Raw genomic sequence first — 18,249 nt, 5'->3', positions numbered from 1 at the left:
TTCGGCGCTCATCCCGGGCAAGAGTAGATCATGTCCCTTACCGCTGCTCTCGACTCCGCTCGCGCCTCGCTCATGGCGTCGGGCATCCAGTCATCGACGATCTCGCGCAACATCGCCGGTGCCAGCGCAACCGGCTATTCGCGCAAGATCGCCGTGCTGGACAACCTGCCGGGGGCCGGCGTCTATGTCGCGGCGATCCAGCGCGCCGCCAGCTCGGGTCTCTACAACAACGTCCTGGTCGCGACCTCGTCGTCGGCCAAGCAGAGCGCGATCTATGACGGTCTCCAGCAGATCGCATCCGCCACGGTGGACGATACGGAGCTCGACCAGTCGCCGACGGCGCAGCTCAATGCGCTGAAGAAGGCGCTGCAGCAATATGCCAACGCGCCGGACAATACCACGCTGGCACAGGCGGCGGTCACATCCGCCAAGGACATGGCGACCGCGCTCAACCAGGCGACCCAGACCGTGCAGTCGGTCCGTGAGAACGCCGATGCCGACATGAAGGTGTCGGTTCAGAACATCAATCAGCTGCTCTCCCAGTTCCAGACCGTGAACACCGAGATCGTGAAGGGCACGGTCTCCGGCGACGACGTCACCGACTACCTCGACCAGCGCGATAACATCGTCTCGCAGCTGTCGCAGGAGCTCGGCGTCTCGATGTCGCTCCGTCCCAACGGCGACGCGGCGCTCTACACCGACAGTGGCGCCGTCCTGTTCGACAAGACGGCGCGTACGGTGAGCTTCGCGCCCATCAACATCTATTCGGCCGGCACCACCGGCAATGCGGTCTATGTCGACGGCATACCGGTGACCGGCGCCAATTCGGTGATGCCGCTGAAGTCCGGCAAGCTTGCTGGCCTTGCCCAGCTGCGCGACCAGGACACCGTCACCTATCAGAGCCAACTCGACGAAATCGCGCGCGGCCTGATCAACACCTTCAGGGAAAGCGATCAGACCGCCGCGGCGCTGCCCGACGTTCCCGGTCTCTTCACCTATCCGGGCGCGCCGGCGATGCCCGCGAGCGCCACCGTCTCGGTCGGCCTTGCCGGGCTGATTAGCGTCGCGGCGTCGGTCGATCCGGCGCAGGGCGGCAACCCCAATCTGTTGCGCGACGGTGCGATCAGCGGCAACGCAGCATACCAATACAACACCGCCGGCAACGGCGGCTACTCCGCGCGGCTGCAACAGCTCATCGGCGGTATGGACGCGGCGCAGCCGTTCGATCCAGCCACACAAGGCAAGCCGAGCGGCAGCCTGATCGACTACGCGTCGTCGTCGTCGAGCTGGATCGAAAACCAGCGCAAGACCGCGGACTCCAACGTCACCTACCAGAAAACGCTGCTCGACCGCAGCACGGCGGCGCTGTCGAACGTCAGCGGCGTCAACATGGACGACGAGATGTCCCTGATGCTCCAGGTCGAGCGCACTTATTCGGCCTCGTCGAAGATCATCTCGACCGTCGACCAAATGCTGCAGAGCCTGCTGGCTGCCGTGGGGAATTAAGCCATGATGAGCGCGAACTACATCTCGACCTTGATGTTGTCTTCGTCGTTGAGGTCCTCGATCACGAACAACCAGGCCTTGCTGAGCAAGGCCTCGACGGAGGCGACCACCGGCCGCTTCGCCGACGTCGGCCTCGAGCTCGGTGCCACCACGGGAAGCGACCTCACCCTGCGGGCGGACCTCAGCTTCGCCGATCAGCTCGTCGATACCAACGGGCTCGTCGCGGGACGTCTGGACATCACGCAGAGCCGGATCACCCAGCTCGGCACGACCGCAACGGACTTCCTCAAGGACCTGATTGCCGCCCGCAGCACCGACGGCGGCGGCCGGATCATCCTGCCGCCAGCGACCTCCAACCTCCAGGATCTGATCGGCGCGCTGAACGTCTCCTATAACGGCTCGTACCTGTTCGCCGGCATCAACACGCAGAATGCGCCGGTCACGGCCTATGCCCCAGGTTCGGCCAGCAAGAACCAGGTCGATGCCGATTTCCTCGCGACTTTCGGCTTCTCGCAGTCCTCGCCCAACGTGAAGAACATTACGCCGGCCCAGATGAAGACGTTCCTCGACACCACTTTCGATGCCGAGTTCGCGAGCCCGGCCTGGAACACCAATTGGTCGTCGGCCACCGACCAGGTGATGCAGAGCCGTATCTCGACGACCGAGATCGCCGATACGTCCGCCAGCGCCAACGGGCCCGCCTTCCGCAAGCTCGCCGAGGCCTATACGATGATGGCTGATCTGGGGAATGCCAACCTCGACCAGTCGACCTTCCAGGTCGTCGTCGACAAGGCCATTGGCCTCGTCGGCAACGCCATCACGGATCTTGCGACACTCGGCGGGGATCTCGGCACGGTTCAGCAGCGGATCACCTCCGCCACCGACAAGCTCAAGACGCAGCAGGATATCCTCAACAACCAGATCGTCGGTCTGGAGAAGGTCGACCCGGCCGAAGCGTCGGTGCGCGTCAATACGCTGCAGACCCAGATCCAGACGGCGCTCGCGCTGACCTCGCAGCTCCAGAAGATCAGCCTGATCAACTATCTCTAAGCCGCGGCCCGCCCGGCCTCGTAACCTTGTCCTGTTTTCGATTTCCTGCGCAGAGTTGTCCGGATGACTTTTGAAGCCTACGAAACCGTCGTTGAAGACAGCGGCTACGAGGCGCGGGGCCGCGAGCGCCAGGCGCTCAGCCTCGGCATCGACCGGCTCGAGCGGCTCCAGAGTGGACGCTATAGCTTCGAGGACCAGGTTCAGAGCCTGCTCTACGTCCGGCGGTTGTGGACCATCTTCATCGAGGATCTCGCGCATCCGGAAAACGGGCTTCCCGAGAAGCTGCGCGCCGACATCATCTCGATCGGCCTATGGGTGGTCAAGGAGGCCGATCGCCTTCGCGAGGAGAAGTCGAACGACGTGGTGCAGCTGATCGAAATCAATCGCATGATCCGAGACGCCCTGTAATGAAGATCTCCTTGCGGGCGGGCGAACGGATCTACATCAACGGCGCGGTGCTGCGCGTCGATCGCAAGGTCTCCGTCGAACTCGTCAACGACGTGATGTTCCTGCTCGAAGGGCAGGTCATGCAGGCCTCCGATGCCACCACGGCGTTGCGGCAGCTCTATTTCATCGTCCAGCTCATGCTGATGAACCCGACCGATGTCCGCGATGCCTCGACGCTGTACGCGCAGCATCACGCGGCCCTGGTCGCAGTATGCGAGAACCGCGAGATGCTCGAGGGGCTCGCCGCGGTCAACGAGCTGGTCGGTACGACGCGTTACTTCGAGGCGCTCAAGCGGATCCGGGCGCTGTTTCCGGTCGAGGAGGCCATCCTGGCCGGCGCCAAGACCGACGTCGAGACCAATACCCCATCCGAAGCTGCGTGACAGCGGAGAGGCACATGAACGTTTCCAGCGCGACCGACAGCACGAGCAAGTCCAATTCGACCAATACGTCGAACTCCACGTCGAGCACCGGTGTCGACTACAACACGTTTCTTCAGCTCCTCATCGCCGAGATGAAGAACCAGGATCCGACCAACCCGATGGACACCTCGCAATATATGAGCCAGTTCGCGCAGCTGTCGTCGGTCGAGCAGGCGATGCAGACCAACAACAAGCTGGATTCGCTGCTGTCCTCGCAGTCGCTGTCGCAGGCCGATGCGTTGATCGGAAAGACGGTCAGCTTCACCGACTCGACCGGCGCGACCTTCAGCGGCAAGGTGACATCGATCGCCATCAACAGCGACGGTTCGATCGCGACCCTCGCGGACGGCACCAAGGTCGCCGTCGGACCCGGCCTCACGATCAGCCAGTCATGAACGAGCGGGACGCCCTCGACATCGTCCAGGCGGCGATCTGGACCATCATCGTTGCCTGCGGGCCCGCGGTCGGTTCGGCGATGCTGGTCGGCACGCTCATCGCACTGATGCAGGCGCTGACGCAGATCCAGGAAATGACGCTGACCTTCGTCCCGAAGATCATCGTCATTCTCGTGGTCGTGGCCATCTCCGGTTCCTTTATCGGTGCCCATCTCTCCACCTTCACCGAGATGGTCTATTCGCATATCGAGCGCGGCTTCTGAGCCGCGGCTCCGGCGGCCACCACCCTCGCGTAAGCTTTGCGGGGCAGATTACCGGGCGGACCCCCTGCCGGTGACCCATGGCCGATACGTTAGCTGCTAGCCTGCCCAGCCCCCGCCGTCTCGGGGCGGACGCCTTCTTCGCAGGCGGTATCGTGGCCATGCTCACGATCCTGTTCCTGCCGATCCCGCCGATCCTGATCGACCTCGGCCTTGCCTTCTCGATCGCGTTGTCGGCGCTGATCCTGATGGTCGCGCTGTGGATCCAGCGGCCGCTGGATTTCTCGGCCTTCCCGACCGTACTGCTGATCGCGACCATCCTGCGCCTGGCGCTCAACATCGCCACCACCCGCCTGATCCTGTCGCGTGGCGGGGAGGGCGAGCAGGCCGCCGGCCACGTCGTCGCCGGCTTCTCGAAGTTCGTGATGGGCGGCGACTTCGTCATCGGTCTGATCATCTTCGCGATCCTGGTCACGGTGAATTTCGTCGTGATCACCAAGGGTGCGACGCGTATCGCCGAAGTCGGTGCGCGCTTCACCCTGGATGCCATCCCCGGCAAGCAGATGGCGATCGACGCCGATCTGTCGGCGGGCCTGATCGACGACAAGGAAGCCCAGCGCCGCCGTCGCGAGCTCGAGGAGGAAAGCGCCTTCTTCGGCGCCATGGACGGTGCCTCCAAATTCGTCCGCGGCGACGCCATTGCCGGCCTGATCATTACCGCGATCAACATTTTCGGCGGCATCGTCATCGGTGTCACCCATCACGGCCTGACGCTGTCGCGCGCCGCCGACGTCTACACCAAGCTCTCGGTCGGCGACGGTCTGGTGTCGCAGATGCCGGCCCTCATCGTCTCGCTGTCGGCGGGCCTGCTGGTCTCGAAGGGCGGCACCAGGGGGTCGGCGGAGCAGGCCGTTCTGCGCCAGCTCGGCGGCTATCCGCGCGCCGTGTCGGCCGCCGCGCTGATGATGTTCGTGCTTGCCTTGATGCCGGGGTTGCCGATGGCGCCCTTCGTGCTGCTCGGCGGCGTCATGGCCTTTGTCGGCTACTCGCTGCCGAAGCGGCAGGCGGCCCTGAAGCAGAAGGAAGAGGCCCGCAAGGCCGACGAGCGCGCCCAGGCCGAGGCCAAGGACTCCGTCAAGGAATCGCTGAGGACCGCCGAGATCGAGCTCTCGCTCGGCAGCCACCTGTCGGTCCATATGCTGGGCTCGCGCACCGAACTCGCCCACCGCGTGGCCAAGATCCGCAAGAAGTTCGCCAAGCAGTACGGCTTCGTCATTCCCGAGATCAAGCTGACCGACAATCTGTCGATCGATCCGAAGGGATACCAGATCCGGATTCACGACACGCGTGTCGCCCATGGCGAGCTCCGGCTCGGCGAGGTGCTGGTGCTGGTCGACAAGGACGGCAAGCCCGATGTGCCCGGCGAAGAGGTGATCGAGCCCGCCTTCGGCATGAAGGCGCTGTGGGTGACGGAAGCCTTCACCGACGAGGTCAAACGGCAGGGTTGCAAGCCGGTCGACAATCTGTCGGTTCTGCTCACGCATCTGAGCGAAGTGATCCGGGCCAACCTGGCCCAGCTGCTGTCCTACAAGGACATGCGCGGTCTGCTCGACCGCCTCGATCCCGAGTACAAGCGCCTGGTCGAGGATCTCTGCCCGTCGCAGATCTCCTATTCGGGCCTGCTGGCGATCCTGAAGATCCTGCTCGCCGAGCGCGTCTCGATCCGCAACCTCCATCTGATCCTCGAGGCGGTCGCCGAGATCGCGCCCCATGTGCGGCGCTCCGAGCAGGTCGCCGAGCACGTGCGCACGCGTCTTGCCCAGCAGATCTGCGGCGACCTCTCCGACAACGGCGTGCTCAACGTGGTCCGCCTCGGCAATCGCTGGGACCTCGCGTTCCACCAGAGCCTGAAGCGCGACGCCAAGGGCGACGTCGTCGAGTTCGACGCCGATCCGCGCCTGATCGAGCAGTTCGCGACGGAAGCCAGCACCGCGATCCGCAAGTTCACCGACAACGGCACCAGCGTGGTGCTGGCGGTGACCCCCGAAGCCCGTCCCTATGTCCGGATGATCCTGGAGCGGGTGTTCCCGACATTGCCGATCCTGTCCCATGTCGAGGTCGCGCGCAGCGCCGAGATCAGGGCGCTCGGAGCCATCTCGTGATCAGCGGCCTCGCCGACAGCGTGCTGGTCACGTTCATCGTGTTCTGCCGCATTGGCGCCTGCCTGATGTTCGTGCCCGGCTATTCCAGCCTCAACGTCCCGGTGCAGATCCGCCTGTTCATCGCGCTCGTCACGACGTTTGCGCTGACGCCGATCCTGATTGCGGTCCTGAAACCCCTGACCGAGAACGTGGCGCCGCTGGCGCTGGCCTTGCTGATCGGCTCCGAGATCGTGGTTGGCAGCGTCATCGGCCTCGGCGGGCGCGTGTTCTTCCTGGCACTCCAGACCATGGCGACCGTGATGGCGAGTGCGATCGGACTGAGCAGCATCCCCGGCACGCCGGTTGCCGACACCGATCCTGCGCCGGCCCTGGTGCCGCTGATCATGGCGTCGGTCACCACGCTGTTCTTCATGACCGACCAGCACTGGCAAGTGCTGCGCGGGTTGATGAATTCCTACGACGTCTGGCAGCCCGGCAGCAGGCTCAGCGGCAGCATGCCGCTGGACCAGCTCGTCGGCCACCTCTCGGAAGCGTTCGTGCTGACGGTGCGGATCGCGAGCCCCTTCATCGTCTATTCCATCATCGTCAACCTCGCGGTCGGCCTGATCAACAAGCTGACGCCATCGATTCCGGTCTACTTCGTCTCGGTGCCCTTCGTGCTGTTCGGGGGCTTCCTGCTGCTCTACCTCATCAGCGACGAGCTCCTGACGCAGTTCACGCTCGGCGTCGCCTCGTCGCTGGCGGAATGACCTGCCATGAAGTCGCGCGCGGACAAGCTCGGTCGGATGGTCTCGCTGGTGAAGCTCCAGCTTCGGCTGGCCGAATGGCAGCTCGTCCACCTGCGGCAGCAGGAGCAAAGCTTGCAGGACGAGCAGGAATGGCTGGTCGGAGCCCTCAACGGGGGCAAGCCGCCGGCGGGGTCGTCGAGCGACTCGATCGCGCGGCGTCTCAACAGGACGAGCGTCGGGGTGCGCGCGGTGAAGGAGCAGGCTTCGCGGCAGCTCGACCAGGTTCGCACCGAGACGCGCCGCGTCAAGCAGCTCCAGGTAGTCGCCAATGCGGCGCTTGCGGACAAGCTTCGCGATGCGGAAAAGCGCGCGCTCGAAGAGATGACGGGAATAAGCCCTGCCGTGCGCGAGTGGACGCCACGGCCAGCCAGCCGGAACAAGACATGATCGTGACAGCGACCTCCGACCTCGTTCTCGACGTCCTCGAGGCGGCCGACCCCGTCGCGCAGCGCGCCGCGACCGCGAAGCTCGATGCGCTGAAATCGTCGGACACCGATTTCGCCACCACGATGGACGCCGAAGCGAGCAAGGCCAGAGCGGCGGCCGCCGATCAATCCCCGGCCCAGCTTGCCGAGACGCAGTCGACGGCTGTGAACGGGCCGCCGGTGCAGGTGATCAAGAAGCCCGGCCCGGACGAGGTCTATCGCAAGTTCGAAGCCTTCATCCTCCAGACCTTCGTCGAGACGATGCTGCCGAAGGAGTCCGAGGAGGTGTTCGGCAAGGGGACTGCCGGCGGCGTGTGGAAGTCGATGCTGGCCGAGCAGCTTGGTAACCAGCTGGCGAAGGGCAAGGGCATTGGCATTGCCAAGCAGCTCGCCGCGCATCCGACGGAACCGGCCGTGACGGCGAAGGTCGGATCATGATCAGGGAATGGGTGACAGAAGTTGAGGGGTGAATTTCCTATGCAGGCACAAGAAGGCGCGGTGGCCCTGGTGATGGAGCAGCCGGTCGTGGACACCGAGGCGATGACGACGGAAGCTGCATCGAGCGATGCGCTGTTGCCCGTTCTGGTGCCGAATGTCGGCAGCGAGGCGGTGATCAACGGCACGGAGGCGGAGCGGTCCGACGAGGTGCGCGGCCTGCTGGCGTCAATCCGCCGGCTCGCGGGCATCGTCGAGGAGGAGACGGCGGCGCTCGCGACGGGCAAGAAGATCGATTTCGACGATTTCAGCGCCCGCAAGAGCCGGAGCATGCTCGAATTCGTCCGCCTGATGCGGGCGCGGATGCATCTTGGCGCCGAGGCCGAGGTCACCGAGGAGATCCAGCGCTTGCGTGAGAAGCTCGAGCGCAATCGTTCGCTCCTCGAGATGCACTACGATGCGGTGCGCGAGGTCGCCTCCATCATCGTCAAGGCGATCAAGGACGCCGAGTCGGACGGCACCTATACCGGTCGCACAGCGCAGGACGGAAAATGATCAGACTCGTTCTGGCCGGGCTCTGGGTCTGCATCCTCACGGCAGGCACGAGCTATGCCGTGGCCTATTGGAAGGAAAACGGCAGCCTGCTGCCGGCCAAGGACGCGTATCTCGACGGGCTGCAATACCAGAAGACGCGGGCGCTGAGCGTGCCCATGGTCGAGAACGGCAGCGTGCAGGGCTACATCGTCGCGCGCTTCGTCTACACCGTAGAAGCCAAGGTGATGCACCAGCTCAACGTGCCGCCGGAGCCGTTCGTGGTCGACGAGGCCTTCCGCAGGATCTATGCAGACGACCGGCTCGATTTCAGGAAGCTCGCCCGTTACGACCTCTCCATCCTCACCACGGCCATCAAGCAGCGTGTTAACGAGCGGATGCAGGCCGACGTCGTCCAGGACGTCCTGGTCGAGGACTTCAATTACGTCTCGAAGGAAGAATTCCAGTCGAAGCCGTAAAGCTCCGCCGGACAGGCGAGCCCCCGGCCTTCCGGACCGCTCATGCCCGCACGAAGACTTGAGGTGCGATGCGCGTTGCGTCGCGCCTTCGCGCTGCTGCCCCTTGGCGCCGCTGCAAGCTGCGTGCCGCGATCCCGCCCCCTGATGTGCAACGGCCTCCGCGAAGGTGCTTCGCAGAGGCCGTTGTCCGTTTGTGAGGGCTTTTGCCGTCAGTTTCCGGCCGGATAGGCGGCCGGTGCGACGTGCGCATTGTTGAGGAGGATGCCGACCTCGTCGAGATCCTGCATCGGCACGTCGAGGGTCTCGCCTGCAGGGATGTTGAGGCGGTATCCGACGTAACGCCTCGCCACGATCGCATCGAAGCCGAGGCGGTCGCGAAGTTTCTTGCGCAGCTTGCTGACGTGGCTTTCGATCACGCTCTCGTCGAAGGTGGACTCGAAGATGCCGTAGACCGCGTTGAAGATCTGCGTCTTGGTGACCCACTTGCCGTGGTTGCTGACCATATATTCGAGAATGCGCAGCTCGCGGCGGGGCAGGGTGAGGGCGTGGCCCGCGATCTCGGGGTCACGCCCGTTGAAGAAGACCTGGATCCTGGTCTCGCAGGGCCTCGGCAGTTCGCCCACCCGGCGACGCGCGATCGCGGCCGTCCGGGCAAGGATCTCACGCAAATGGACAGGCACGTGGACGACGTCATCGACGCCCGATTCGAACAGCTCCAGCGTGTTCTTGAGCATCTTCTGGCCGCTCATGGCGATGATCGGCGCCGCAGAGCGCTTGCGCATCGCGCGTGGCAGGGTTCCGCGAGCGTCGCAATCCCCGAGGAGGAAAGCGTCGACCGCCGCCAGGTCCGATTCACTCGCAGACTGCAGCCAGTCCCAGAATTCTCCGGAGGAGAATCCGATCGACGAGACACCTTCGCGAACGAGCCCTCCAACGTAGCTGTTCGTGACGCTCTCGCGATCATCAACGATAATATACATCAGTCTTTCGCCCCTGTTTCGCACTTGTCGCGGCCGGATGGTTGGTGTGATGCCCGGCTCGGCGACCATGCTGTTTGACGATATTTCCCATCCCGCGAACCGTTGTTATGGTTTCGATATTCGCGGGCAGCCCTACGCATTCAGTGCCCACCTGCGCGGGCCTGTTACTTCGACTCGATACTGAACGCTTACTGCGTGAGGCCCGGCGGGTGTCTTACGGATCACCTCGCGGGGCGGTTGAGACGGCTACCTAGAACAGTTGCGTCAAGTTGCTTGTCGCGCCCGAACGCTACTGAACCTTGCCGATCTCCTCGCCAACTGGCGAGAATCACTTGAGTAGGACCGTAACAATTGCCGATTTCCGATCAAGCGTGCGAAACAAAGCGATTGCTACGTGTGTTTGATGCTGTTTGTTTGTTTCGAGTTGTTTCTTTGTATATTTGTTCGCATCAGTTGATTTGGTTTTCGAATTAGTTTTGCACCGTGACGGTTCTATAGTTCCGCATCCCTGTATAATTGCAGCTGTTTTGGGTGGTGTTGCGAGTCACGCGCAGGCGGGGGTTTTCAACCCCGAATTGACTTTGTCCACCGGATGTCCACATGCGGCAATTCGACTCATGTACGGCAAGAAGACTCCAGCCTGGCGAAATCTTGGCGAGGGTGTGTCTTTCGAGTCGCACTCTTGCCACGTGCGTGGCGCGTTTCGCTCATGCGACGTCGCTTCGCGCGCGCTGAAACGTTTTTGATGCGCACGTTTCAGGCAAGCTTCGACAAATAAATTCGTCACTCAAGAGATCGAAGCGAACGGAGCATTTCACATGTTGTCCGATGGACAAGCTCGTCCCGGTGCGACCGCCGATGTTTCCGCGGCGGCGAAGCCGGCTCCGGAGCAACGCACGACCAAGGACAACACGACGCAAGCGGCGAAGCCCGCAGCCAACGCAAAGCGTATGTCGCCTGCGTCGAACGACGAGACGCTCGCAAAGGAAGCACTCGAGGGATTGAAGCGCATCCGCGCCAAGGCGCGTCTCGACAAGATGGCGATACCCAAGCCTGCGCCGACCGTGATCAAGCCGGCCGTGATCGTGGCCAAGCCGCCGCCGCCCCGTCCGACATGGGTCGCGCCGCTCGCGACGCTGGCGGTCGCCGCGATTCTGGTGGTGTGCGCCTGCACCGGCGTGATCGCCTATCTCACCACCACGCAGCCCGGCCAGAGCAGTGTTGCGGCCAATATGGAGATCAGGAATCTGCGCGAGACCGTGGCGCAGTTGCGCAAGCAGGTCGCGGGCGTGTCCGAAAATCTCGACGGCTTGCGCACCGCGGTCGATCAATCGAGCAAGGCGACCAACGACCGGTTCGGCAGGTTCGGAGAGAATCTCGACCGTATCGAACGGGCCAGCTCGTCCTCGACCGCGAAGCTCGACAAGCTCGCCCTGGCGCAGGCCCAGACGCCGGCGCCGGCAGCGGTGCAATCGCAGCCATCCCCGGCTCCGCCGATGATGGCACAGCTCGCTTCCCCCGAGATCACCGGGTCGGTGCCTCCGTCGGCGCCGCGAAAACCGGTCAAGGGCTGGTCGGTCCGCCAGGCTTATGAGGGGATCGCGATCCTGCAGAGCCCGAACGGCGTCATCGAGGTGGTGCTGGGACAGCAGGTGCCTGGTCTCGGCCGCATTGAGGAGATCAGGAACGAGAACGGGCGGCTGGTGGTGGAGTCCAGCGGCGGTGTCATCTATTCGTCGCGCAAGGCGACGCCCTGATCGGCGAAGTCGTCTATTGGCGGTGATGCTCGAAGCTGGTGCATAGCAGTTCGATCTCCGGCTCCGCGATCGGGGCGCGGAACAGGCGGCAGCTGAACTCGACCGCGGTCTTGCCGTCCGCGATGGTGCGATCTTCGCGAAGGAAGATGCAGCGCTTGCAGACGTCGGTATGGTGCCGTTGCTCGGCGGCGTCCGATTGGTCGAGCACGTGCCGGAGCGCGTCGCGGAAGCGGATTTTAGCCTCGTCATCGAGGACGGCGATCGCTTCGACCAGAACGTTGACGGGGTCGCGCGCCAGGAACTTCTTGCCCTGCTGCGTGACGCTGAGCATCACCGATCGCTTGTCCTTGGCCGAACGCTTCCGCTCGATATAGCCGAGCCGCTCGAGCTCGCCGATGATGAACGAGGCGGTGCCGCGCGTCGTGCCGACATAACTCGCGAGCGCCGAGGGCGTGCGGGAAAACCGGTTGGCGCGCGAGAGAAAACGCAGCGCCATCCATTCGCGGTCGCGCAAGCCGTGCTTGGTGCCTTCGAACCACAGGATCCGCGCGACCTGCTCCAACAGTTCAATCGATTCGCGAGCCAAATTCATTTCGGTTCCAGGTCGTATAAAGCTTTATTCAATTGAGCCTTGGGCAGCGCAATCTGGTGGACGACAATGAAGCTCTCGCGCGATCCTTCATCCGTGGCCGGACGGTGGACCGCGTGTGAGAAGCTGCTTCCTGGTTTCCCGGAGGGAACTTCCGGCCGTGCAACTAGAGCGTCACAAAGAAAGTTCGAGTAAATCGAGCCGCTCAACTCTTCTGAAAATTTCAGTCAAATGTCCGCGCTTCGCTTGCAGGATCCCGACAGCGCGCAGCATCCGTGCAACATGATGTGTCGTGGCAGTCACTGTGCAGCCCATTTGTTGCGCCGACGCGTTTCAATTCTGCGAAGAGGCGGCATCTCTGCAACTCGCGACCGGGTGAGGTGCGGGGGGAGAACCGCAATTTTCAGTTAATGGATGTTGCGTCGCAGCGCAGCTACGCGGTTAAATCCCGCACACGATCGGATCTGCCCGGCCGGCGCGCCCCGATCGGTTTTTGCCGACGAAGGGATGAGGCCGGCGAGCAACATGCTCGCAGGCTGGTGATTTGCCTTTCCCGGGCAACTATTGGCGAATGCGTCGCCCCCGGGAGACCATGGCAGGCAGCAGGAAGGGACCTACCGATGAGCTTCGAAACCACCATGACATCCGATGTCGTCGGGCTGACCAAGGTCGCCCCGGTCTCGCGCCGCGGATTCATGAGCGCCACCGCGGCGGTCGCCGCCGGCTACACGCTCGCGGCAGGTCCGGTCCGTGCCGAGGCCATTACAACCGACACCAGCGGCCTCCAGGCCGGCGAGGCCAGGATCAAGGTCGGCGCGGAGGAGATGCCCGCCTATTTCGCTCGCCCCGCCGGCAATACCAAGGCGCCTGTCATCATCGTGGCGATGGAGATCTTCGGCCTGCACGAATACATCAAGGATGTGACGCGGCGTCTCGCCAAGCTCGGCGCCTTCGCCATCGCGCCCGACTATTATTTCCGCAAGGGCACTGACCTCACCAAGATCACCGACATCAAGGACCTGCTGCCGATCGTCAATTCCAAACCGGATGCCGAGCTGCTCTCGGACCTCGACGCGGTGGTGGCCTGGGCGGGCGCGCAGGGCGGCGACACCGCCAAGCTCGGCATCATCGGCTTCTGCCGTGGCGGCCGCACGGTGTGGGAATATGCCGCCCATAGCGGCGCGCTCAAGGCGGGTGTCGCGTTCTACGGCACGGTGGTCGACCCCGCCAATCCGCTGTGGCCGAAGAGCCCGATGCAGCTCGCCCCTGAGATGAAGGCGCCGGTGCTCGGCCTCTATGGCGGCGCCGATACCGGCATTCCCGTCACCCAGGTCGAGCAGATGAAGGCGGCACTCGCGGAGAACAAGAAGACGGCCGAATTCAAGATCTATCCGGAGGCGCCGCACGGCTTCCATGCCGATTACCGCGGCAGCTACCGCAAGGACGCGGCGGAGGATGCCTGGAAGCAGGCGGAGGCCTGGTTCAGGAAATATGGCGTGTTGAGCTGACGCCTCGTCTTGAAAGGGCGGCCGATCGGTCGCCCTTTCTTTTTCAATGCGGCCTCACTTGGTCATCGCGCCGTAGACGATGTCCTGCACCTGCTCGCGATAGTATTTGCGCAGTTCGCCCGGCGCGGCCGTTCCCACCACCACGACGAGGCGCTCGCTGGGATCGCAGAAGAACTGCGTCCCGAAGGCGCCGTTCCAGGTGAACTCGCCGGGATTGCCGGGCACCGACGACAGTCCCTCGCTGGTGCGGACCGCGACCGCGAGGCCAAAGCCGAAGCCGGCACGATGCGGCTCGATATTGGCCACGTTGTTCTTGATCTCGGGGCCCAGGTGATTGGTCGTCATGTGGTGCACGGTCTTTGGCGACAGGATGCGCTGGCCGTCGAGCTCGCCGCCGTTGAGCAGCATCTGCCCGAAGCGAATGTAGTCGCCCACCGTCGCGAACGAGCAGGCGCCGCCGCAATCGAACTGGGTCGCCGTGTCCAAGAGCTTGATGGCCTGCGGCTTCCCCGTCAGCGGATCGTTGGCGAACGGCCGGGCGAGGCGAGGGCGTTGCGCATCGGTTGGGTGGAAGGTCGCGTCCTTCATGCCGAGCGGCTGCCAGACATTGGCGGCGAGATAATCGCCGAGCTTCTGCTCGCTGACCTTCTCGACGACGGCGCCGAGCACGTCGATCGAAAATCCGTACTCGAACTCGGTCGAGGGCTGATGCGCCAGCGGCAGTTTCGTCATGCGGTCGATGAAAGCCTGGGTGTCGCCTTCGATCGCCGGCGCAACCCCGTCAGGATAGAGCCGCGCCACCGGGCTCGATGAGTCCGGTCGGCCGCCATACATCAATCCGGACGTATGGCGGTAGAGATCGTGGATGAAGATCGGCAAGGCCTGCGGCTCGAGTTTGAGCGAGCCGTCGGCTCCGGTCACGCCGACCTTCATGTCGGCGAAGCCGGGATAGTAGTCGGACAGTTTTGCCTGCAGCGGCAGCTGGCCTTTCTCCATCAGCGTCAGGCCGGCCACGGCTGCCATCGGCTTGGTCATCGAGGCCAGCGCGAAGATGGCATCGACCGGCATCGGGGTGCCCTTGTCCGGATCGAGCATGCCATAGGCCTTGTAGTGCACGAGCTTGCCGTCACGTGCGATGGCGACCACGGCGCCCGGGACGCGCTTGGCCGCAATCTCGCGGGCGAAGAAGCTGTCGAGCCGCGCAAGGCCCTGCTTCGAGAAACCCGCGTCGTCAGGGTTGACTTCGGGCAGCGGTGCGGCGCGTGCTGCACCGAACGTGATGACGGCTGCCGCCGCCGCGATCATGGCGATCGTCTTCATGGCATCCTCCCAAGGAGCGAGCTCGTTCTGCGAGTGGCTCGCTGCTGCCTAGATCACGACCGCGCTGATGCGAAGTCAAGCGCGCGCCGGGCATGTCTGGAAGGCGCGGGAATCCTATCGCCCTTCGCCCGCGCGCCACAATGCATCCAGCGCGTGGCGGTAGGTCGGATAGGCCAGCGTGACGCCGAGCTGCCGCTTCAGCTTCGCGTTGGAGACGCGGGCGCTGCTGGCGTAGAAGCTCCGCGCCATCGGCGACATCTCGGCGGTCTCGAATGCTTCTTCGGGCGGCGGTGCTACGCCCATCAGCTGCGCGGCATAGGCGATCACGTCCTGCGGCGGCGTGGGCTCGTCGTCGCAGACGTTGAAGATGCCGCTCGCCTCGCGACGAACCGCGGCCATGATCGCGCTGGCGATGTCGTCGGCATGGATGCGGTTGAACACCTGTCCGGGCTTGATGATGCGCCGCGCCGTGCCCGCACGCAGCGTCACCAGCGCATTGCGGCCCGGACCGTAGATGCCGGCAAGCCTGAGGATCGCGGCATCGCCGCGCGTCCCGTCCGTCCAGGCCTGTTCCGCCGCCAGCCGCATCCGCGTGCGATCGAACATGGCTTGCGGCGGCGTGCTCTCATCGACCCAGGCGCCTGCGTGATCGCCGTACACGCCGATGGTGGAGAGGTAGACGACCTTGCGGTGGCCCGCTGCCAGCACGTCGGCGAACGCATTGAGCGCGGGATCGCCACCGTTGCCGGGCGGGATCGAGATGAGTAGGACATCGGCGTCACGGATCCGTTCGACCGTTTCGCGCGTCGGGCTGCCGCCGGCAAAGGCATGCACCTCGATGCCGGCGAGGTCGTCGCGCTGTCCGGGATCGCGGACGGTGGCGGCGATGTGGGAGAAGCTGTCGCCGAACCGGCGGACGAAGTGCCGGGCGCTGTAGCCGAGGCCGAGGATGAAGAGCCGCATGCGTTTCCCGTGCAGGGTTTCCCGTTCGCGCCAGCGGAGGATTTGTCGGAACTCGAAGGCGCCAAAACAAAAAGCTTTAAAACAACCCCATGCACAGTAGGTCACGCCGGCGTGACCATCGCCGTCAGTGCACCCGGTGGCTGGCCCTATCGTCCTCGGCCTGCTCGACAATCTGCGCGATCGGGCTCGACTGGTGATGCACCAGGCGCCAGCCGTCGCCGACGCGGCGGAAATGGTTGGCGGCGGCAAGCGCGGTGCCGTCGACGATTTCGATGCAGAGCACGCGGGCGCTGTCGCCATCGACGATGGCCTGCGGTTCGGCGCAGGTGATCTGCGGACGCTCCGGGTTCTGAAGGATGTCGCGCCAGCTTCCGATCACCGTGGCGCGGCCGATGATTGCCGGCCAGCCGGGATGGATGCAGGAAATGGCGTCGTCGTCCGCCCACATCCGCTCCATGCCGTCGAAATCGCCGGTAGAGAAGGCGTCGTAGAAGGCCGCGTTGGCGGCAATGATCTTGCTGTCCTTTGCCATGCCTCTCGGGTGCGGCAATAGCCAGCAAAAATCAAGCGCGACTTCCGTTCGAATTTGCCGTCGATTCCGACCGCAGTGCAGCATTGCCTGCTTTGTGATCACGCCGAGACAAGTGTCTCCACCGCCCGCCGCGCGCCATCCTGATAAAGACGGCCGAGCGCGGCGGTCACGGCCTCGCGCAGGCGCGGCTCGGTGCCCAGCGGCCCGAACACTTTTGCGACGCCCAGCAAGGCAGGCGCGAGCTTTTCAGCCACGGGACCCGCCTCGCGCGCCAGCGCGGCGAACTCGGCCGCGAGCGGATCGCGCACGTCGATGATGCGGCCCTGCTCGTCCTGCGCGGTGACGTAGCGCATCCAGCCGGCCACCGCGAGCGCATGCGTCGCGATCGGCAGGCCCTTGGCGAGGCGATCCTGCATCGCACCGAGCAGGCGTTGCGGCAGCTTCTGCGAGCCGTCCATCGCGATCTGCCAGGTGCGGTGATGCAGCGCCGGATTGGCAAAGCGCTTCAGCAGCGAGGCCTGATAGGCGGCGAGGTCGGTGCCAACAGGCATCGTCAGCGTGACCGCGGCCTCTTCCATCACCTGCGCGGCGAGACGCGCAAAATGCGGATTCTGCATGGTGTCCGCGATGGTCTCGTAGCCGGCGAGATAGCCGAGATAGGCCAGCGCCGAATGGCTGGCGTTGAGCAGGCGCAGCTTCATCAGCTCGAACGGCTTGACGTCGGTGACGAGCTCGACGCCGGCGGCGGCAAGATCGGGCCGGCCTGCGACAAAGCGATCCTCCACCACCCATTGCGTGAACGGTTCGGTCATCACCGGCCAGGCGTCGCGCAGGCCGAGCGCATTCTCGACCGCATCCCGATCCGCATCCGTCGTTTCCGGCACGATGCGGTCGACCATGGTCGAGGGGAAGGCGACGTTATCCGCGATCCACTTGCCGAGATCCTTGGAGCGCAGCGCGGCGAACTGCGTCACGATCCGCTGCACGGTATGGCCGTTGGCGGCGAGATTGTCGCAGCAGAGCACGGTGAAAGGTGCAAGGCCCTGCGCGCGGCGGCGCGCCAGCGCAGCCACGATGAAGCCGGGCGCCGAGCGCGGCGCATCGACATTGTTGAGGTCGTGCACGACATCGCCATGCCGCTCGTCGAGATCGCCGGTCTGCGCCGTGTGGCAATAGCCTTTTTCCGTCACCGTCAGCGAGACGATGCGGATGGCGGGATCGGCCATCCGCTCGACCAGCGCGGCCGGCTTCTCGCGCGCGACGACGCTGTCGAGCAGCGCGCCGATCACGCGGTGCTCGGTGCCCTCAGCGGCGCGCACGGCGACGGTGTAGAGATGATCCTGCGGGGCGAGGGCGTCGCGCGTATCGGGGCTGCGCAGGCTCGCGCCGATGATGCCCCACGATGTGGCGCCGGCCGCGAGGCAATCGTCGACGACGACGGCTTGGTGGGCGCGATGAAAGGCCCCGAGTCCGAGATGGACGATGCCGGGCGTGACGCGCGAACGGTCATAGGCCGGGCGGCGGATTCGAGGTGCCAGCCGGTCGAGATTGGCCTGGCCAATACGCATGGACGTCTCCCCTTTGCTTGGCCGTTGCTTGACATGGCGACCGTATCGGGTCAATGCTCCGGTCAATTGGTAAGGCCAATTATCCAAATTGGCGGGCCGCGGGTCGGGACCACCCCGCGCGACCCTTTCGGG

General features: G+C 64.4%; 20 protein-coding genes. 14 read left to right on the top strand and 6 right to left on the bottom strand.

Annotated elements, in window-relative coordinates; all coding sequences use genetic code 11:
- Positions 1-30 precede the first annotated feature (30 nt).
- The 12 genes from flgK (at position 31) to HYH08_RS21970 (ending at position 8,900) form a co-directional block, all read left to right on the top strand.
- Positions 31-1,506, top strand: coding sequence for a flagellar hook-associated protein FlgK (flgK, locus tag HYH08_RS22025; protein WP_220011907.1), 1,476 nt, complete (start codon positions 31-33; stop codon positions 1,504-1,506).
- A gap of 3 nt (positions 1,507-1,509) precedes the next feature.
- Positions 1,510-2,556: a flagellar hook-associated family protein gene (locus tag HYH08_RS22020; RefSeq protein WP_220011906.1), complete on the top strand. Its 1,047-nt coding sequence runs from the start codon at positions 1,510-1,512 to the stop codon at positions 2,554-2,556.
- A 63-nt stretch (positions 2,557-2,619) separates the two neighbouring features.
- Positions 2,620-2,964, top strand: a complete 345-nt coding sequence (gene flaF / locus HYH08_RS22015) for a flagellar biosynthesis regulator FlaF (protein WP_220011905.1) — start codon at positions 2,620-2,622, stop codon at positions 2,962-2,964.
- A complete protein-coding gene (gene flbT / locus HYH08_RS22010) occupies positions 2,964-3,386 on the top strand; it encodes a flagellar biosynthesis repressor FlbT (RefSeq protein ID WP_220011904.1) in 423 nt (140 codons plus the stop codon). Before flaF ends, flbT begins: the two co-directional genes overlap by 1 nt.
- 14 nt (positions 3,387-3,400) lie before the next feature.
- Entirely contained in the window at positions 3,401-3,820 is a 420-nt protein-coding gene (gene flgD / locus HYH08_RS22005; RefSeq protein ID WP_220011903.1) for a flagellar hook assembly protein FlgD, read from the top strand.
- Positions 3,817-4,083: a flagellar biosynthesis protein FliQ gene (gene fliQ, locus HYH08_RS22000; protein ID WP_220011902.1), complete on the top strand. Its 267-nt coding sequence runs from the start codon at positions 3,817-3,819 to the stop codon at positions 4,081-4,083. Before flgD ends, fliQ begins: the two co-directional genes overlap by 4 nt.
- A gap of 77 nt (positions 4,084-4,160) precedes the next feature.
- A complete protein-coding gene (flhA, locus tag HYH08_RS21995) occupies positions 4,161-6,242 on the top strand; it encodes a flagellar biosynthesis protein FlhA (protein ID WP_220011901.1) in 2,082 nt (693 codons plus the stop codon).
- Complete coding sequence (fliR, locus tag HYH08_RS21990) at positions 6,239-6,991, top strand: flagellar biosynthesis protein FliR (protein WP_220011900.1); 753 nt, start codon at positions 6,239-6,241, stop codon at positions 6,989-6,991. Before flhA ends, fliR begins: the two co-directional genes overlap by 4 nt.
- Before the next feature lie 6 nt (positions 6,992-6,997).
- Complete coding sequence (locus HYH08_RS21985) at positions 6,998-7,417, top strand: hypothetical protein (RefSeq protein ID WP_220011899.1); 420 nt, start codon at positions 6,998-7,000, stop codon at positions 7,415-7,417.
- Positions 7,414-7,893, top strand: a complete 480-nt coding sequence (locus HYH08_RS21980) for a rod-binding protein (RefSeq protein ID WP_220011898.1) — start codon at positions 7,414-7,416, stop codon at positions 7,891-7,893. Before HYH08_RS21985 ends, HYH08_RS21980 begins: the two co-directional genes overlap by 4 nt.
- A gap of 39 nt (positions 7,894-7,932) precedes the next feature.
- A complete protein-coding gene (locus HYH08_RS21975; protein WP_220011897.1) occupies positions 7,933-8,445 on the top strand; it encodes a flagellar biosynthesis protein FlgN in 513 nt (170 codons plus the stop codon).
- Positions 8,442-8,900 (top strand): hypothetical protein, encoded by a 459-nt coding sequence (locus HYH08_RS21970; protein WP_220011896.1) that lies wholly within the window; start codon positions 8,442-8,444, stop codon positions 8,898-8,900. Before HYH08_RS21975 ends, HYH08_RS21970 begins: the two co-directional genes overlap by 4 nt.
- A 209-nt stretch (positions 8,901-9,109) precedes the next feature.
- Here the strand turns inward: HYH08_RS21970 and HYH08_RS21965 are convergent, their stop codons facing one another.
- Positions 9,110-9,880, bottom strand: a complete 771-nt coding sequence (locus HYH08_RS21965) for a winged helix-turn-helix transcriptional regulator (protein WP_220011948.1) — start codon at positions 9,878-9,880, stop codon at positions 9,110-9,112.
- Between the two features lie 818 nt (positions 9,881-10,698).
- Here HYH08_RS21965 and HYH08_RS21960 point away from each other — a divergent pair.
- Positions 10,699-11,637 (top strand): hypothetical protein, encoded by a 939-nt coding sequence (locus HYH08_RS21960; RefSeq protein ID WP_220011895.1) that lies wholly within the window; start codon positions 10,699-10,701, stop codon positions 11,635-11,637.
- 13 nt (positions 11,638-11,650) lie between these two features.
- Here HYH08_RS21960 and HYH08_RS21955 read toward each other — a convergent pair whose 3' ends face one another.
- Positions 11,651-12,229 (bottom strand): MarR family winged helix-turn-helix transcriptional regulator, encoded by a 579-nt coding sequence (locus HYH08_RS21955; protein ID WP_220011894.1) that lies wholly within the window; start codon positions 12,227-12,229, stop codon positions 11,651-11,653.
- 617 nt (positions 12,230-12,846) lie between these two features.
- On the opposite strand from HYH08_RS21955, the gene HYH08_RS21950 reads away from it, so the two are divergent.
- Positions 12,847-13,734, top strand: coding sequence for a dienelactone hydrolase family protein (locus HYH08_RS21950; protein ID WP_220011893.1), 888 nt, complete (start codon positions 12,847-12,849; stop codon positions 13,732-13,734).
- Between the two features lie 54 nt (positions 13,735-13,788).
- Here HYH08_RS21950 and HYH08_RS21945 read toward each other — a convergent pair whose 3' ends face one another.
- The 4 genes from HYH08_RS21945 to HYH08_RS21930 form a co-directional block, all read right to left on the bottom strand.
- Entirely contained in the window at positions 13,789-15,054 is a 1,266-nt protein-coding gene (locus HYH08_RS21945; RefSeq protein ID WP_220011892.1) for a serine hydrolase domain-containing protein, read from the bottom strand.
- Positions 15,055-15,168: 114 nt separating this feature from the next.
- A complete protein-coding gene (locus HYH08_RS21940; protein ID WP_220011891.1) occupies positions 15,169-16,017 on the bottom strand; it encodes an SDR family oxidoreductase in 849 nt (282 codons plus the stop codon).
- A gap of 124 nt (positions 16,018-16,141) precedes the next feature.
- A complete protein-coding gene (locus HYH08_RS21935) occupies positions 16,142-16,549 on the bottom strand; it encodes a nuclear transport factor 2 family protein (RefSeq protein WP_220011890.1) in 408 nt (135 codons plus the stop codon).
- A gap of 98 nt (positions 16,550-16,647) precedes the next feature.
- Positions 16,648-18,117: a mannitol dehydrogenase family protein gene (locus HYH08_RS21930; RefSeq protein ID WP_220011889.1), complete on the bottom strand. Its 1,470-nt coding sequence runs from the start codon at positions 18,115-18,117 to the stop codon at positions 16,648-16,650.
- Positions 18,118-18,249: the final 132 nt, after the last annotated feature.

It is taken from the genome of Bradyrhizobium sp. BR 10289, from assembly GCF_019455385.1.
Taxonomy (GTDB): domain Bacteria; phylum Pseudomonadota; class Alphaproteobacteria; order Rhizobiales; family Xanthobacteraceae; genus Bradyrhizobium.
The sequence above is the reverse complement of the archived record's forward strand: the minus strand, read 5'-3'. Positions and strand labels throughout refer to the sequence as shown.

Coding starts and splice junctions, on each gene's coding strand:
- flgK (WP_220011907.1), top strand. CDS start 31: ATGTCCCTTACCGCTGCTCTCGACTCCGCTCGCGCCTCGCTCATGGCG.
- HYH08_RS22020 (WP_220011906.1), top strand. CDS start 1,510: ATGATGAGCGCGAACTACATCTCGACCTTGATGTTGTCTTCGTCGTTG.
- flaF (WP_220011905.1), top strand. CDS start 2,620: ATGACTTTTGAAGCCTACGAAACCGTCGTTGAAGACAGCGGCTACGAG.
- flbT (WP_220011904.1), top strand. CDS start 2,964: ATGAAGATCTCCTTGCGGGCGGGCGAACGGATCTACATCAACGGCGCG.
- flgD (WP_220011903.1), top strand. CDS start 3,401: ATGAACGTTTCCAGCGCGACCGACAGCACGAGCAAGTCCAATTCGACC.
- fliQ (WP_220011902.1), top strand. CDS start 3,817: ATGAACGAGCGGGACGCCCTCGACATCGTCCAGGCGGCGATCTGGACC.
- flhA (WP_220011901.1), top strand. CDS start 4,161: ATGGCCGATACGTTAGCTGCTAGCCTGCCCAGCCCCCGCCGTCTCGGG.
- HYH08_RS21985 (WP_220011899.1), top strand. CDS start 6,998: ATGAAGTCGCGCGCGGACAAGCTCGGTCGGATGGTCTCGCTGGTGAAG.
- HYH08_RS21980 (WP_220011898.1), top strand. CDS start 7,414: ATGATCGTGACAGCGACCTCCGACCTCGTTCTCGACGTCCTCGAGGCG.
- HYH08_RS21975 (WP_220011897.1), top strand. CDS start 7,933: ATGCAGGCACAAGAAGGCGCGGTGGCCCTGGTGATGGAGCAGCCGGTC.
- HYH08_RS21970 (WP_220011896.1), top strand. CDS start 8,442: ATGATCAGACTCGTTCTGGCCGGGCTCTGGGTCTGCATCCTCACGGCA.
- HYH08_RS21965 (WP_220011948.1), bottom strand. CDS start 9,880: ATGTATATTATCGTTGATGATCGCGAGAGCGTCACGAACAGCTACGTT.
- HYH08_RS21960 (WP_220011895.1), top strand. CDS start 10,699: ATGTTGTCCGATGGACAAGCTCGTCCCGGTGCGACCGCCGATGTTTCC.
- HYH08_RS21955 (WP_220011894.1), bottom strand. CDS start 12,229: ATGAATTTGGCTCGCGAATCGATTGAACTGTTGGAGCAGGTCGCGCGG.
- HYH08_RS21950 (WP_220011893.1), top strand. CDS start 12,847: ATGAGCTTCGAAACCACCATGACATCCGATGTCGTCGGGCTGACCAAG.
- HYH08_RS21945 (WP_220011892.1), bottom strand. CDS start 15,054: ATGAAGACGATCGCCATGATCGCGGCGGCGGCAGCCGTCATCACGTTC.
- HYH08_RS21940 (WP_220011891.1), bottom strand. CDS start 16,017: ATGCGGCTCTTCATCCTCGGCCTCGGCTACAGCGCCCGGCACTTCGTC.
- HYH08_RS21935 (WP_220011890.1), bottom strand. CDS start 16,549: ATGGCAAAGGACAGCAAGATCATTGCCGCCAACGCGGCCTTCTACGAC.
- HYH08_RS21930 (WP_220011889.1), bottom strand. CDS start 18,117: ATGCGTATTGGCCAGGCCAATCTCGACCGGCTGGCACCTCGAATCCGC.